Origin of the sequence: Allorhizocola rhizosphaerae, assembly GCF_003426775.1 — a bacterium.
GTDB classification, from domain to species: Bacteria; Actinomycetota; Actinomycetes; order Mycobacteriales; family Micromonosporaceae; genus Allorhizocola; species Allorhizocola rhizosphaerae.
In genome coordinates this window covers 1-15,148 of record NZ_QJUG01000205.1, presented here as the reverse complement: position 1 = coordinate 15,148, position 15,148 = coordinate 1, and the positions used below count along the sequence as shown (strand labels likewise).

The following is a 15,148-nucleotide window of genomic DNA, read 5'->3' as shown; positions in this document are numbered from 1 at the left end:
GGGCCGCCCGGGACGGCCCATCCGTGTGCGCACCGGTGCGGGTCGTGCCCTGTGCGCGCCCGTGCCGCCCGCGAGCAGCGCCCGCACCGGCGCGAGTGTGTCGTTGCCCACGAGCCCCGCCCACACCAGATCCCACAGCGCGGTGACGAGCTCGACGTCATCGACCGCCCCGATCCGATCGGACATCGGCCGGAAGAACATGGCGCTTTCGCTGAGCGCGCTCAGGATCGCCTCGTGCAGCACGCCGGGTGTGAAGTCGGTCGGCGGGGGCAGCAACAGCTCGGCGCTGTCGGCGAAGGCCAGGCTCACCCAGCCATCGCCGCCCGGGATGGAACCCGCGCCGCACCAGACCACCTCGCCGGTCGAGCACAGCTCGTCCAAATAGGATGGTGAATAGTCCTTGACCCGGGCCGGAAGCACGAGCCGCTCCAGCGCCGAAGCGGGCACCGGAACCCCTTGCAGCTGCTCGATCGCCGCGGCCACGCCGTCGATGCCCTGCGAGCGCCCGATGTGTTGCCACACCGGCAGGAACCGGCCCAGCGTCGCCGCCGGCACCGGCTCGATCTCCTTGCGCAGCGCGGCCAGGCTGCGCCGCCGCAGCAGCCGCAGCACCTCTGCGTCGCACCACTCGACGTGCCCGCCGTCGGACGCGGCGGTGAACTCGCCCGACACCACGCGCCCGCTCGCGGCCAACCGCCGCAAAGTGTGATCGACGATGGCCACGCCCAACCCGAACCGGGCCGCGCAGTCTTCGGCCCGGAACGGCCCGTGCGTCCGCGAATATCGCCAGATCAAATCCAGCAGGGGATCCGCCGTGGGCTCCGCGAACGCGGCCGGCAACCCGGGCGGCAGCGCCACTCCCAGCGCGTCGCGATAGCGCCCGGCGTCGTCGGCCACGATGTAGCGCGCCTCGCCCGCCACTCGAATCGGCAACACGCGCATGGCCCGCGCCAGATCGGCAAGCCACTCGGGCTGCACACCCAGCCCGCTCAGCTCCACCTCGGACAGATCTCCGAGCTGGCGCAGCAACTCGACCGTGTCTTCCGCGTCGCGCACTCGCCGATCGGCCCAGCGCAGCCGGGCCGACGTTGCCGAAACCACTGCGGGGTCGAGCAACTCGCGCAGCTCCACCCGGCCCAGCAGCTCGCCGAGCAGGGTCGGATCCAGCGCCAGCGCCGCGGCGCGCCGCTCGGCCAGCGGGGCGTCTTCCCCATATAAGAAGGCGCCCACATAGCCGAACAGCAGAGAGCGGGCAAACGGCGACGGCTGCGGGGTGGTCACGTCGACGATGCGCACCCGCCGGCTCGCGATCTCGCGCATCAGCCCGGCCAGCGACGGCAGGTCGAACACGTCGCGCAGGCACTCCCGCGCGGCCTCCAGCGTCACCGGGAACTCGGGGAAATCCCGTGCCACGTCAAGCAGTTGCGCCGCCCGCTGCCGCTGCTGCCACAGCGGCTGGCGTTTGCCCGGGTCGCGCTTGGGCAGCAGGAGCGAGCGCGCCGCGCACTCGCGGAACCGGGCCGCGAACATCGCCGACCCGCCGACCGACTCGGCCACGATGGCCTCGACCTCGTCGGCCTCGAACACGAACGTCTCGGCCTCGGGTGGCTCGGCCGCGGTCTCGGGCAGGCGCACCACGATGCCGTCGTCGGCCGCGTGCACCTGGGCGTCGACGCCGAACCGCTCGCGCAGCCGCTGCCCGATCGCCAGCGCCCACGGCGCGTTGACCGTCGCGCCGAGCACGCAGTGCACGACGATGCGCCAGTCGCCAAGCTCGTCACGAAACCGCTCGACCAGGATGGTGCGATCGTCGGGCAGGTGCTTGGTCGCGGCCCGCTGCTCCTCAAGATAGGCCCGCAAATTGGCCTGTGCGCTGGGGTCTAGAGTGTCCAAATCGGATGGCTTGCGGAGATAGGCGCCCAGCGCGCGGCCCAGCTCCACCGGCCGCCCCACGGTGTCGCCCTTCCAGAACGGCAGGCGCGCCGCCTGGCCCGGCGCGGGGGAGACCAGCACCCGGTCGGGCGTAATGTCTTCGATCCGCCAGGAGCTCGTGCCGAGCGCGAACACGTCGCCCACGCGCGACTCGTAAACCATCTCCTCGTCGAGCTCGCCCACCCGGCTGGGCTTGGCGCTGCCCGCGAGGAACACGCCGAACAGCCCGCGATCCGGAATCGTGCCACCCGACGTCACGGCCAGCCGCTGGTTGCCCGGTCGCCCGGTGATCACATCCGCCGCGCGATCCCACACGATGCGGGGCCGAAGCTCCGCGAAAGCCGTTGAGGGATAACGCCCGGCGAGCATGTCGAGCACCGCGTGCAGCGCGGAGTTGGGCAGCTCGGCGAACGGGGCCGCCTTGCGCACCAGCGCGGCCGCGTCGGCGACCGCCCACTCGTCCATCGCGGTCATCGCGATCAGTTGCTGCGCGAGGACGTCGAGCGGGCTGTGCGGGTAGTCGATCGGCTCCAGCCTGCCGCCCATCATGCGCAGCGCGACGACCGCGCACGCCAGCAAATCGCCGCGATGCACCGGGAACACGACCCCGCGCGAGACCGCGCCGACCTGGTGACCGGCCCGGCCGATGCGCTGCAGCCCGGCCGCGACCGTCGGGGGTGCGCCCACCTGGACCACCAGATCGACCGCGCCCATGTCGATGCCGAGCTCCAAACTGGACGTCGCCACGACCGCCGGCAGCCGCCCGGACTTGAGCTCCTCCTCGATCTGCTTGCGCTCCTCTTTGGACACCGAGCCGTGATGCGCCCGCGCGATGACGCCGGGCGCGCCATAACCCGCACCGGACTGCGCCATGATGTGCGCGGGCGGGTGGGTCAGCTGGGGCAGCCGCTCCACGTGAAGCTCGTTGAGCCGGGCGCACAGCCGCTCGGCGCCGCGCCGCGAATTGGCGAAGACGATGGTGGAGCGGTGCTTCTGGATGAGGTCGAAGATGCGCTCCTCGACCGCCGGCCAGATCGACGCCCGCCGTGGTCCCTCGTCGTCGGCATGCCCCTCATCGAGGGCCGTCATATCCTCAACCGGCACCTCAACGGCCACTTCGATGGTCTTGGCCGACTTTGGCTGCACCACCTGGACCGGGGCCATGCCGCCCAGGAACCGCGCGGTCATCTCGACCGGCTCGACCGTCGCCGAGAGCCCGATGCGCTGAGCCGGCTTGGGGAGCAGGGCATCGAGCCGCTCCAGCGAAAGCGCGAGATGAGCGCCACGCTTGGTGCCTGCGACGGCGTGCACCTCGTCGACGATGACGGTCTCGATGTCGCGCAACGACTCCCGCGCCTGCGAGGTCAGCAGCAGGAACAGCGACTCGGGCGTGGTGATCAGGATGTCGGGCGGGCGCTTGACGAACCTGCGCCGCTCGTCGGCGGGCGTGTCGCCGGTGCGCATGCCGACCGTGATGTCGGGCACGGCCAGGCCGAGCCGCCCGGCAGCGTGTCTGATGCCGGTCAGCGGGGCCCGCAGGTTGCGCTCCACGTCGACCGCCAGCGCCTTGAGCGGGCTCACGTAGAGCACCCGGCAGCCGCGGCCGGCCCCTTCAACAAAGAGCCGGTCGAGCGCCCACAGGAACGCCGCCAGGGTCTTGCCGGACCCGGTCGGCGCCACCACCAGCGCGTGATGCCCGGCGCTGATCGCCTGCCACGCGCCCGCCTGTGCGGCCGTGGGCGCGGCGAACACCGCCTCAAACCACGCCCGCGTCGCCGCGCCAAATCCCTCAAGCACGAAACAATCGTGCCCCATGGGTCTGACAAAACGCTCAGCAAGATCGCAGCTCACGCGGAGCGGGGTCCAAGGCTCCCGAGCCAGGATGTGATCAGCCAAAATTCACGGAGAGTAACTTGCCCAGTCCTGGGCGATTCGCGTAGGGTTCTGGTCACGGTTCGTAACACAACCCTCACCGTGCGGGAGGTCGGACTACATGAACGGACGACGTGGTCTCAGGCATGAATCGGATGTTTTGCTCCGTCAGCTCGATGGCCATCTCGCGCGGCTGGCGGCCCGCGACGAGGTGAATGAGCTGGCCCTCGCCGAGCGCATCGCCGCCCATCTGCGTCAGTTGATCACTGACACCGTCCGTTCGAGCGCAGTCGACCGCGCCCGTGTGCGAGCGGCAGTGCACTACTTCGTGGTGCGCCCGGTGCACCTAGGCCTGTGGGTGGTCAACGACATCTTCCGTGACCTGGGCCGCCACGACCTCCTGATCCCGGAGCCGGCGCTGTCTTGAGCGACGCGGCTGGCTGCCTCGACCTTCTGGTCCCGGAGCCGGCGCTGTCTTGAGCGACGCGGCTGGCTGCCTCGACCTTCTGGTCCCGGAGCCGGCGCTGTCTTAAGCGAGGCGGTCGGCTGCCTCTACCTTCTGGTCCGGGAGCCGGCGCTCTCTAAAGCGACGCGGCCGGCTGCACGACCTTTCGATCCCGGAGCCCGCGCTCTCGTTGCCTCCCGGGAAGCTGGCGCTCTCTGTCAGGAGAGCGCCAGTCGTGCGCCAAAGCCGATGAACAAGGCGCCCACGGCCGTCGTGCCGATCCGGGCGAGCACGCGCCGCCGCCGGAACGCGGCCGCCAGGTAGTTGCCGCCGAAGATGAGCGCCGTCAGATACAGCGCGCTGCAAATGGTCAGGATGACCCCGAGCACCAGGAACGACAGCGCCGGGTAGGCATAGGCCGGGTCGACGAACTGGATGAAAAACGAGATGAAGAACAGGATGGCCTTAGGGTTCATCAAAGAGATGGTGAGCGCCCGCTTGAACGGGTTGCCGCCCTCCAGGACCGCCGGAGCCGCTGTCCCGTCCTTCTTCGTGCGCGCGAAAATCATCCGGATCCCGAGGTATGCCAGATAACCCGCGCCCGCCCACTTGAGCACAAAGAACACGGGCGGATAGGCCCGCAGCAGCGAGGCGACCCCGGCGGCCGCGGCGAACATGAGCACGGCATCACCGAGGAACACGCCGAACGCGGCCTGATAACCCGTGCGCACCCCGCGCTTGGCCGCCGTGGCGAGCACGTAAAGTGAGTTGGGCCCGGGCAGCAGGATGATCGCGATCGTGCCGAGCACGTAGGTCCAGATATCGGTGACACCGAACATGGTGACCATCCTTATCCGGTACCGGATAAAAGGTAATCAGGCGTGGGGAGGATCACGCCTCGGTCCGGCGTCGGCGACCCCTGGACGGTCCGCAGCGGCACCACGCCCGCCCAATACGGCAAGTCCAGGTCGTCGGCGTCATCGTTGACACCGCCGGTGCGGGAGCGCACCGACACCTCGGTCAGCGGGAGCGCCAGAATCGACGTCTGCGCAAGCTCCTTCAAGGAAGGCGGGCGGGTCTCGGCCGAGCGGCCCGCGCCGATCTTGTCGACCAGCGCCGCGAGCACGGCCGTCTTGGCCTCGTCGTCCGTCACCAGGGTCGCAATCCCATGCGCCACAACGGATCTGTAGTTGGCGCTGTGGTGGAACTGCGACCGCGCCAGCACCAGCCCGTCGAGCAGGGTGACCGACACGCACACCGGCAGGCCCGACTGGCGCGCGGCAAGGTAGGGCCGCGAGCCGGTCGAGCCGTGCACATAGAGCGTGTCGCCCACGCGCACGTGCAATGTCGGCAGTGCGCGTGGTCCCCCGTCGACAACAAAGGCGAGCGTGCAATGCCATGCCTCGTCAAGGATCGAGTGCGCCTCGGCGCGGTCGTACGACATCCGGTCTCGCTCACGCAGTGAAACGGTGCGCGAAGTCCGCTCAAACGTGGTCATTGCCAACCCGCCTTTGTTCTAGTACAATCCCCTAACTGTGGTAGCACAATATCGGATTACCGGAGAGTCGGCAACGGCCATTGCCGCGAGCATCGAGGCCGGCGTGCGTGAGGGCGTGCTCATACCCGGGTCCGCACTGCCGCCCGTCCGTGCGCTCGCCGAACAGTTGGACAAGAGCCCCGCCACGGTCTCGGCCGCCTACGCGGAGCTGAAGCGGCGCGGCATCGTCGTGACCAGCGGGCGCAATGGCACCCGCGTGCGCGAGCGGCCACCCATCGCCCAGACGACGCGGATGGCTCGCGGCACCCCGATCCGCCCCGGCCTGCGCGACCTGGCCACCGGGCAGCCCGACGCGTCGCTGCTGCCCGAGGTGAGCAAGGTGCGCTACGCCGACGGTGGCCCGCAGCCCGAGCTCATCGCCGCGGCCAAGCGGAGGCTGCGTGCCCTGCCGGACGAGACTGGATACACCATCGTCAATGGTGCTCTTGACGGTCTGGACAGGGTGCTCATGGCGCACCTGCGCCCCGGTGACAAGGTCGGGGTCGAGGATCCGGGCTGGTCGGTGTGCATGGATCTGCTTGCCGCGCAAGGCCTTTCCGTCGTGCCGATGCCGGTCGACGACGAGGGCCCGGCCGTCGAGGGAGTCAAATCCGCGCTGGCGCAGGGGATCCGGGCGGTGATCGTGACGGCCCGCGCGCAAAACCCGACCGGTGCGGCGGTTTCGGTCGCGCGGGCCGCCGCGTTGCGCACGATACTGAAAGACGTCCTCGTGATTGAGGATGATCATGCCGCCGAGCTGGCCGGGGTGCCGTGGCATCCGATCGTCGGCGACACTCCACATTGGGCATTCGTGCGCAGCGCGTCCAAGCCCTACGGCCCCGACCTGCGATGCGCGGTCCTGGCGGGCGATCAGGAGACGGTGTCGCGAGTGGAGGGCCGGATGCGGCTGACCTCCGGCTGGGTCTCCACACTCCTGCAGCGCGCGCTTTTAGATCTTTGGGAAAATTTCGATGTGGTACCGGCGCGGCGCGCCTACGACACCCGCCGCCAGGCACTGATCGCGGCCCTGCGGGAGCGCGGGGTCGACGCGCACGGCAAGACCGGCATCAACGTGTGGGTGCCCGTGCCCGACGAGACCGCGACCGTGACCGCACTGCGCGACCAGGGCTACGCGGTCGCGCCCGGCCACATCTTCCGCATCGCGAGCCCGCCCGCCATCCGCATCACCACCGCCGACCTCCAACCGTCCGAAGTGGATGCGCTGGCCGACGCCGTCGCCGCGGCGTGCCAAAATCGCTTGCGCACCATGGTAAGCAGGTAGGATGCGTCCTTCTCCCGGTGAGGTCCTGCATTTCTCCGAAGATCCGACGATCACCCGCTTCGCCCCGATCGGCGAGTTCGTCTGGGCGGTGGACCATCCGCGTTGCCCCGACTATTGGTTCCCGCGACAGTGCCCGCGCGCCATGGCGTGGCGCGGCCCGCACACGACGCCCGACGACGCCGACCGCATCCTGGGCCCGAGCGTCGACCGCGTGCACAGCATCGAATATGGCTGGCTGCCGGCGATCCAGTCGGTGAAGCTGTATGCATACCGGCTCGCGGCCGCGCCGTTCCGCTACCACCCCGACGGCACGCACTGCATGGTGGCCACCGAGACCGTCGAGCCACTCGGCCCACCAACCCCGGTCGGCGACCTGCTCGCGCTGCACGAGTCGGCCGGCATCCAGACCCGGCTCGTCAGCAACCTGTGGCCATGGTGGGATCAGGTCATAGCGAGCACGGTCGAGTTCTCCGGGATCCGCCTACGCAACGCCAAACCGCGCTAAACCGGTTAGCCTGCGCGCTTGCGTAGGGCCGGGAGGTCAAGCACCACAACGGAAAGCCGGCTGGTGCGGATCCACCCGGCCGTACGCAGCGCGCCCAGCGCCTTGCTGACCGCCTCGCGCGAGGCGCCGACCCAGCCCGCGAGCTCGTCCTGCGACAGCGCCAGCGCGATGCGCACGCCGCGACCGTCGTCGGCCGGGACGCCGAACCGCTCGGCGAGCTCGACCAGGCGGGCCGCGACCCGGCCCGTGCTGTCCTGCGCGCCGAACTCGATGCGTTTGCGGTCCGCGTCCCGGAGTCGTTGCGCCAGAAGGCGCATCAGCTGGTACGTGACCCGTCCATGCGCCAGCAGGAAGGCCTCCCAGTCGGACAGGCGCATCACGAGCGCCGTGACCGGGTCGAGCGCCTGCAGCGTGGCCGACCGCGGCTCGTGGTCGACCGCGGAAAGCTCGCCCAGCAGCGAACCGGGCCCGCGCACGGCGAGCACGATCTCGGACCCGTTCGCCGTGTGGCAGGACGCCTTGATCCGTCCACTTTGGATCACGATCACCCAGTCGGACTCGTCGCCCTCGCGGAACAGCACATCGCCCCGCTTCCACCGGCGTGCGGTGGCGGTGCGCACGAAGTCGTCGCGCTCCGGCTGGGTGAGCATGCCCCAGAATTCGGCGGTCATGTCGTCGCCTCCTCGCTGGCGCTCGGAGGCGCCGCCATGATCCAAGCGGAGACCTCGCGCGAGCGCTCGGTCACGGCACGACCACTCGATAGGCCCGCACCGGCTGCACCCGTCCTTTGACTTGCAGGTCGCCCAACGGGATCGCCGCCCGCACCCCCGCCGCGAGCATCGTCTGCTCGCCGATGATGACCTCGCCCGGCGAGGCGAGCGTCTGCAGCCGGGCGGCCACGTTGACGGCATCGCCCATCGCGTTGAACCCGCGCAGCTGCTCGCTGCCGATGTTGCCGACCAGAGCGGGGCCGGTGTTGGCGCCCACCCGGAAGCGGGGCCAGGCCGGGTTTTCCGCCGCGATCGACTCGACCGCGCGCTGCATCTCCAGGGCCGCGCGGACCGCGCGCGCCGCGTGATCGGTCTGCCGCGCCGGAGCGTTGAACAGCGCGAGGAGCGCGTCGCCCACGAACTGCACGATGGTACCCCCATTGTCCAAAATGCACGGAACGGCCGCACCGTGGTACCGGTTGAGCATGACCACGATGTCGCCCGGCGACACCGCCTCCGAAAACGTGGTGAAGCCGCGCAGATCGGCGAACAGCGCGGTCACCTCGACCACCTGGCCGCCCAGCGCCGCCTGCTCGGGATCGGCGATGAGCGCGGCCGCGACATCGGGGGACAGGTAGTGCCGGAACAGCATGTCCAGCTTGCGGCTCACCTCACGCTCGGCCGACAGCGAGTAGGCGGCCCGGTCGAGCACGGCCACCTGGCCCTCGGACATCCCGAAGCGCGCACCGACCTTGGCGGCCGCGCTGCGGTTGCCGTCTTCCAGCGCGGTGACCAGTTCGTCAAGCGCGGCACCGTATTCGGCGCGGATCTCGCGGGCGGTCTGGTTGAGCGTGATGGCGTCGAACAGGCCCGCACCGCGCTCGGAATACTGCACATACGCGCTGTAGGCAACGAAACCGAAGGCCAACGCGAGCAGCAGATGCCACTCCCACCAAGACAGTTGCCACTTGTGCGCGACCGTGACCGTGAACATGGCCTCGGCAAGCAACACGAACGCGGTGATGACGCTGATCAGCATGACGGAGGGACGGCGCCGGTGCAGCAGGTAGTAGCGCACGGCGGCGTAGAGATACAGCGCGATGGTCACCGCCGCGACGGGCGGGCTCACCTCGCGCGGGCCGGGCGGCGCGTTCAGCGGCGGCAGGTCGAGCAGTGACACCGCGCCCCAGGCCACGATCAGCGCGCCGAGCACGACCTGCAGCGCGGTGATGGGCAGCCGGCGCTTCCACTCGACCGACGACGCGACCGCGAAGCCGGCGGCGATCACGAGCCCGACCGGCTGGGCTAGGTCAAACCCCACGTTGGCGTGGTGCAGCAGCACACCCGGTGTAGCCAGCGCATGCAGCGCGAAGAAGCCGGAGCTGGCCAGGAACGCAAGGGAGACAAGGAAAAGGCGCGCATCGTCGCGCCGCTTGGCGGCCACGTTCATGCGGATGCCGACGATGACGTTGACGACGGCGACCACGAGCACCAGCCAGAAGTGGCTCACCGCGTCGTGCCAGCGCACGTCCGTGGCGGGCTTGGCGAGCAGGAGCCACAGCCCCGCCAAGGGCAGGGCCAGATGGAGGGTCCAGATCACGACACGTGGCACGGGCACACCCTACGCGGCTGTGTGGATTTCTACGCAGACTCCGTAAGGGATCAGACGTTTCATGGACGCCATGAGTCGGACCCCTGTCATCACGCTGCTGGCCGGGCTCGCCGTGGCCGGTGTGCTGTTGGTGATGAGCTCGATCGCGACCACCCCACCACCCTCACCCATCGCCGCCATCAAGACCCCGGCCCCATCCCCATCGGTGACCCCTTCCGTCCAGAAGGTCAACGCGGTCTGGGCGGGCGAGGTCGACGGTGGCGCGGCGACGATCGCCATCTCCGTCAAGGACGGCGTCGCGGTCGCCTATCTGTGCGACGGCCAGAAGATCGAGGCCTGGCTCCAGGGCACGGCATCGGACGGCAAACTGGTTCTTTCAGGCAAAAATGCCACTTTGGAGGGTACCTTCGGCGGCGGCAAAGCCACGGGGCAGATCACCGCCGGGGGTCGCAAGTGGACTTTCACCGCGCCTGTGGCCCAGCCACCGGGCGGTCTCTATCGCGCGGCACAGGAGGTCAGCAGCGCGACAGTCGTTTGTGGATGGATCGTGCTGCCGGACGGGCGCCAGGTCGGGTTGTGCTCGAATGCCCAACCCGCGCCACGGCTGGACACGTCGACCGCCACTCCGCTCGACCCGAGGGACATGCGATGACCGCACGCCTGCTGTTCGTTCCGTTCGTGATCGGCTCGCTGGTGGCCGTCACCCTTGGGGTGTATGGCAACCTGCACACGCCCACGGGTGTCGCCGTCAACCTGGCGGGGTTCTCCGGGCCGCAGACCGTCAAGGTGTGGCTCGCCACCCTGTCGGCGTTGTTCGCCATCGTGCAGCTGATTTCGGCCTCGTCCATGTACGGGCTGTTCGGGCCCGGCGCACCGAGCTGGACCGCCTGGCTGCACCGGTGGTCGGGCCGGATCGCGTTCCTGCTCGCCGTGCCTGTCGCGGTGCATTGTCTCTACGCGCTCGGATTTGCGACCTACAACCTGCGCACGGTGGTGCACTCGCTCCTGGGCTGCTTCTTCTTCGGCGTGTTCACCGTCAAGATGCTCGCGCTGCCCAAGAAGGGGCTCGCCGGATGGGTCCTGCCCGTGCTCGGCGGGCTGGCGTTCACCGGGCTCATCGCGCTCTGGCTCACGTCATCGTTCTGGTACTTCACCACCTTCGGCATCCGGTTCTAGGGGGATCGCACAATGACATCTCGACGTTTGGTGCTCGCCGGTGGTTGTGCCGCAATGCTTGCCAGCGGCTGCCAGACCTACGGTGAGGCGGCGCAGGCCCCCGCTTCCCCACCCGGAGAGCCTGGTGGCGGTGGCCCGGCTCTCGCCAGGCTGACGGACATCCCGGTCGGCGGTGGCAGGGTCTTCCCCGATCGGAAGGTCGTCGTCACGCAACCCGCGGCCGGTGTCATCAAAGCGTTTTCGGCGGTGTGCACGCATCAGGGCTGTCTGGTCACGGGTGTCGAGGACGGCAACATCGTGTGTCCGTGCCACGGCAGTGCGTTCAAGCTCGCCGACGGAAGCGTTGCCGCGGGCCCCGCCAAGCAGGCCTTGCCCACCGTCGCCGTCACTGTCTCCGGCGACACCGTCACATTGGGCTAGGGGTGGGGCAAGGATGGCCGGGCGGGCACGAGAAGGCCCGCCCGGCCATCTATCCAGGCATACTTTTATATGTAACGATGGCATGCAAAGCTGGCTCATCCCATCGGCGCGCTGCGTTACAGGTACCGTATGCAGGAAAAGATCTTAAAAACCACCCTCAAAACCCTTTCCAATAGGGGGTACCGGGGGACGACCGCACGCGCGATCGCCGCCGAAGGTGGATTCGCGGCGGGCGTGATCTACTACCACTTCCGTGACCTCGACGATCTGCTGGTGGAGACCGTCTCCTACGCGAGCGCCCGGCGCGTCGAGCGCTACCGGGAGGTCCTGATTGGACGTGAACGCGCGGTCGACGTGGTCGAGGGCCTGCGCGAGCTGTATCGGGAGGATCGCGACTCGGGCCACATCGCCGCCGTGCAGGAGCTGGCCGCCGGCTGCCGGCCGGGATCGCGCCTGGCCGAACGGCTCGCGCTGATCACCCGGGACTGGGAGGCGCTGGCCGCGCAGGTCATCGCCGATCTGCTGCGCGGGCGCCCCTTCGCCTCGCTGGTGTCGATCTCCACGGCGGCCCGTGGGGCGGTCGCCATGTACCTTGGCATGCAGACACTCACCCATGTTGATGGTGACGAAGGTCGCATTGATCAAATGTTTCTGCAGGCCCGGCGGTTGGCTCGGCTTTTGGATCGAGTGCCGCGCGTCCGTCACCTGTACCTTCATAAAACGTGACCCCTCAACCAGCATTTATTAACGCGCATGAGATCGCGCGGGTGCAGACCCGGACCGTCCGGCTGCTCATGTTCGTCGAGATCATCACCGGGCTCGGGGTGGCGATGGGCATCTCGGTTGGGGCGCTTCTGACCAAGGAAATGGCGGGCACGGAGCTGTCAGGCGTGGCGCAAAGCGGCGCCGTGGTGGGCGGGGCATTGATGGCTCTCCCGGCATCGGCCGTGATGCAACGGTTCGGGCGCAGGCCGGGTCTGGTGCTGTGCTACCTCGTCGGCGCGCTCGGCGGGCTGGCGGTGCTCGCGTCGGCCATCCTCGACTCGGCTCCCCTACTGTTCGCCGGGTTTTTCGTGTTCGGGGCGGGAAACACGGGCAAACTGCAGGCGCGCTACGCGGCCGTCGACCTGGCGTTGCCCGAACGGCGTGGCAGGCAGCTATCGATGGTCGTGTGGGCGACGACGATCGGCGCGGTGATCGGGCCCAACCTGACCGGCCCGCTGGGGTCCATCCTTCCCGGCGTGCCCACGCTCGGCGCGCCGTTCGCGTTCGCGGCGCTGTCGTTTCTGATCGGTGCGGTGCTCGTGTTCCTGCTGCTCCGGCCGGATCCGCTGTTGCTGGCCGCACGCCCGGTTGGCGTGGCCTTCGGTGAAGCCGACGTGCTGCCGCCGCCGCCGGCCGAGGGGCCCAGGTTGAAGGACGCGTGGCGCGCGATCCTGGCCTCGCCGGGCGCGCGGCTCGGCATCGCCGCCACATCGGTCGGGCACCTGGTCATGGTCGCGGTGATGGCGATGACCCCGCTGCACATCGGACAGACCCACTCCGATGCCGACACGCTGCGCATCGTCGGGTTTGTGATCAGCGCGCACATCGCCGGGATGTACGGGCTTTCGCCGGTCATCGGCTGGCTCACCGACCGGCTCGGGCGGCGCGCGGTGGTTTTGGGCGGCGTGGGGCTGCTGGTCGGCGCGTGTGCGATCGCGGGCACGGCTGGGCACGGGACGGTACAGCTGACGATCGCGCTCATCCTGTTGGGGCTCGGGTGGTCGTGCACCATGGTGGCCGGATCCACGCTGGTGACCGAGTCGGTGCCGGCGCACGTCAAGGCGCGGGCGCAGGGGCTCTCCGACATGTCGACCGGGTTGACGGGTGCGGCCGCTGGGCTCGTCTCCGGGCTGGTGGTGGCCCTTTCCGGGTACCCGGTGCTCAATCTTCTGGCCGCGATGGCCACCCTCCCTCTCCTCGCCCTTGCCCTTCGTCCGGTACCCCGTACGGCCTAGACTTGCCGCGTGCGTCAGACAGACTTTTGGGAGCGGATGAGCGAGGTCTTCGGGTCCGCCTATGCCCGCAGCGTCGCCTCCGACCAGATCCTGTCCCAGCTGGGCGGGCGCACCATCGTCGCGGCGCTGGCCGAGGGCGCCGATGTGCAGGCTGTGTGGCGAGCCGTGTGCGCACAGTATCCGGATCGGATCCCCGCGCGGCTCAGGTGAGTCTGCACACACGGCCTGGCAGCTAGCCGCGGCGGGCGGGGGGCCGAGGCGAGACGCTTGCGGCCATGAGACATGGGCGTGTTGATTTGAGTCTCGAACAGACGTTCGGTTACGCTCGCCCAGGTTTCTTCAGACCCAGACGCTGCGGAATCCAGTTTTGTCGGACCCAGGTTCTAACGTGTCTCCTGTGACGAAGAGGCCCACAGCAAAGACACCACGCGAAGAGGTGGCGACGAGCATGGCAACCACAAACCCCGATAAGAGCAAGGCGCTCGACCTGGCCCTGGCCCAGATCGACAAGCAGTTTGGCAAGGGCTCGGTGATGCGTCTCGGCGAGCGGCCGGTGATGCAGATGCAGGTCATCCCCACCGGCTCGATCGCGCTCGACGTCGCCCTCGGCGTCGGCGGGCTGCCCCGGGGCCGGATCGTGGAGATCTACGGTCCGGAGGCCTCCGGCAAGACCTCGCTCGCCCTGCACGCGATCGCCAGCGCCCAGCGGGCCGGCGGCATCTGCGCCATCATCGACGCCGAGCACGCGCTCGACCCCGAATACGCCAAAAACCTCGGGGTCGACACCGACGCGCTGCTCGTGTCCCAGCCCGACACCGGTGAGCAGGCGCTGGAGATCGCCGACATGCTGGTGCGCTCCGGTGCGCTCGACCTGATCGTCATCGACTCGGTGGCGGCGCTCGTGCCGCGGGCTGAGATCGAGGGCGAGATGGGCGACAGCCACGTGGGTCTGCAGGCGCGCCTCATGAGCCAGGCGCTGCGCAAGATTACGGGCGCGCTCAACAACTCCAACACCACCGCGATCTTCATCAACCAGCTGCGCGAAAAGATCGGCGTCATGTTCGGCTCGCCCGAGACCACGACCGGTGGCAAGGCGCTCAAGTTCTACGCGTCCGTCCGCCTCGACGTGCGGCGCATCGAGAGCCTCAAGGACGGCACCGAGGTCGTCGGCAACCGCACGCGGGTCAAGGTGGTGAAAAACAAGGTCAGCTCGCCGTTCAAGCAGGCCGAGTTCGACATTATGTATGGCAAGGGCATCTCGCGCGAGGGCTCGCTGATCGATGTCGGCGTGGAGCAGAGCATCATCCGCAAGGCCGGCGCGTGGTACACCTACGAGGGCGACCAGCTCGGCCAGGGCAAGGAGAAGGCGCGCGAGTTCCTGCGCGAAAACCCCGACGTGGCCGCGGAGATCGAGAAGAAGATCCTCGAAAAGCTCGGCGTGGGCGTCTCCAGCTCATCCGACGAGGCTGGCGGCCCGGCCCTGCCCCCGGTCGACTTCTGATCGCGGGTTAGGGCATGGCCCGCTCCGGCCGAGGCTGGGACGCACTGCCACCCAAGCCTCAGGGCCGCGCCGCGCGGGGAAGGCGGCGCGGCCCTGACCAGGCCGCACACGATCCACCTCCGTCCACTGAGGACGCCCCGCCCGCCCCGGGCCCGC

General features: G+C 69.2%; 15 protein-coding genes. 10 read left to right on the top strand and 5 right to left on the bottom strand.

Features of this window, described 5'->3' with window-relative positions; genetic code table 11:
• A partial coding sequence (locus tag DM816_RS32405) for a DEAD/DEAH box helicase (protein WP_117214277.1) occupies positions 1–3,747 on the bottom strand: 3,747 nt, incomplete at its 3' end.
• Positions 3,748–3,925: 178 nt separating this feature from the next.
• Between DM816_RS32405 and DM816_RS32400 the strand changes: the two genes are divergently transcribed.
• Entirely contained in the window at positions 3,926–4,231 is a 306-nt protein-coding gene (locus tag DM816_RS32400) for a hypothetical protein (RefSeq protein ID WP_117214275.1), read from the top strand.
• Positions 4,232–4,467: 236 nt separating this feature from the next.
• On the opposite strand, the gene leuE is transcribed toward DM816_RS32400, so the two are convergent.
• Complete coding sequence (gene leuE, locus DM816_RS32395) at positions 4,468–5,097, bottom strand: leucine efflux protein LeuE (protein WP_117214273.1); 630 nt, start codon at positions 5,095–5,097, stop codon at positions 4,468–4,470.
• 2 nt (positions 5,098–5,099) lie between these two features.
• Positions 5,100–5,747, bottom strand: a complete 648-nt coding sequence (locus DM816_RS32390) for a pyridoxamine 5'-phosphate oxidase family protein (RefSeq protein WP_117214271.1) — start codon at positions 5,745–5,747, stop codon at positions 5,100–5,102.
• A gap of 37 nt (positions 5,748–5,784) precedes the next feature.
• Here DM816_RS32390 and DM816_RS32385 point away from each other — a divergent pair, with 37 nt between their 5' ends.
• Both DM816_RS32385 and DM816_RS32380 read left to right on the top strand, forming a co-directional pair.
• Complete coding sequence (locus tag DM816_RS32385) at positions 5,785–7,068, top strand: aminotransferase class I/II-fold pyridoxal phosphate-dependent enzyme (protein WP_117214269.1); 1,284 nt, start codon at positions 5,785–5,787, stop codon at positions 7,066–7,068.
• A 1-nt stretch (position 7,069) separates the two neighbouring features.
• The gene (locus DM816_RS32380; protein ID WP_117214267.1) at positions 7,070–7,573 is read left to right on the top strand and encodes a DUF6886 family protein; all 504 of its coding nucleotides are present in this window, start codon (positions 7,070–7,072) and stop codon (positions 7,571–7,573) included.
• A 5-nt stretch (positions 7,574–7,578) separates the two neighbouring features.
• On the opposite strand, the gene DM816_RS32375 is transcribed toward DM816_RS32380, so the two are convergent.
• Both DM816_RS32375 and DM816_RS32370 read right to left on the bottom strand, forming a co-directional pair.
• Positions 7,579–8,244, bottom strand: a complete 666-nt coding sequence (locus tag DM816_RS32375; RefSeq protein WP_117214265.1) for a Crp/Fnr family transcriptional regulator — start codon at positions 8,242–8,244, stop codon at positions 7,579–7,581.
• Between the two features lie 70 nt (positions 8,245–8,314).
• A complete protein-coding gene (locus DM816_RS32370; protein WP_117214264.1) occupies positions 8,315–9,901 on the bottom strand; it encodes an adenylate/guanylate cyclase domain-containing protein in 1,587 nt (528 codons plus the stop codon).
• A 64-nt stretch (positions 9,902–9,965) separates the two neighbouring features.
• On the opposite strand from DM816_RS32370, the gene DM816_RS32365 reads away from it, so the two are divergent.
• The 7 genes from DM816_RS32365 to recA all read left to right on the top strand — a co-directional run bounded on the left by DM816_RS32365 (position 9,966) and on the right by recA (position 14,992).
• Positions 9,966–10,547, top strand: a complete 582-nt coding sequence (locus DM816_RS32365) for a hypothetical protein (protein WP_117214281.1) — start codon at positions 9,966–9,968, stop codon at positions 10,545–10,547.
• Positions 10,544–11,071 carry a DUF6529 family protein gene (locus DM816_RS32360; protein WP_117214262.1) on the top strand — a complete coding sequence of 176 codons (528 nt, stop codon included), beginning with the start codon at positions 10,544–10,546 and terminating at the stop codon, positions 11,069–11,071. Before DM816_RS32365 ends, DM816_RS32360 begins: the two co-directional genes overlap by 4 nt.
• Before the next feature lie 12 nt (positions 11,072–11,083).
• Positions 11,084–11,491 (top strand): Rieske (2Fe-2S) protein, encoded by a 408-nt coding sequence (locus DM816_RS32355; RefSeq protein ID WP_117214260.1) that lies wholly within the window; start codon positions 11,084–11,086, stop codon positions 11,489–11,491.
• 129 nt (positions 11,492–11,620) lie between these two features.
• Positions 11,621–12,217 (top strand): TetR/AcrR family transcriptional regulator, encoded by a 597-nt coding sequence (locus tag DM816_RS32350; RefSeq protein WP_117214258.1) that lies wholly within the window; start codon positions 11,621–11,623, stop codon positions 12,215–12,217.
• A gap of 68 nt (positions 12,218–12,285) precedes the next feature.
• Positions 12,286–13,491 carry an MFS transporter gene (locus DM816_RS32345; RefSeq protein ID WP_117214280.1) on the top strand — a complete coding sequence of 402 codons (1,206 nt, stop codon included), beginning with the start codon at positions 12,286–12,288 and terminating at the stop codon, positions 13,489–13,491.
• Between the two features lie 9 nt (positions 13,492–13,500).
• Positions 13,501–13,701 carry a DUF3046 domain-containing protein gene (locus tag DM816_RS32340; protein WP_117214256.1) on the top strand — a complete coding sequence of 67 codons (201 nt, stop codon included), beginning with the start codon at positions 13,501–13,503 and terminating at the stop codon, positions 13,699–13,701.
• A 238-nt stretch (positions 13,702–13,939) separates the two neighbouring features.
• Complete coding sequence (gene recA, locus DM816_RS32335; protein WP_117214278.1) at positions 13,940–14,992, top strand: recombinase RecA; 1,053 nt, start codon at positions 13,940–13,942, stop codon at positions 14,990–14,992.
• The last annotated feature ends 156 nt before the right edge of the window (positions 14,993–15,148 follow it).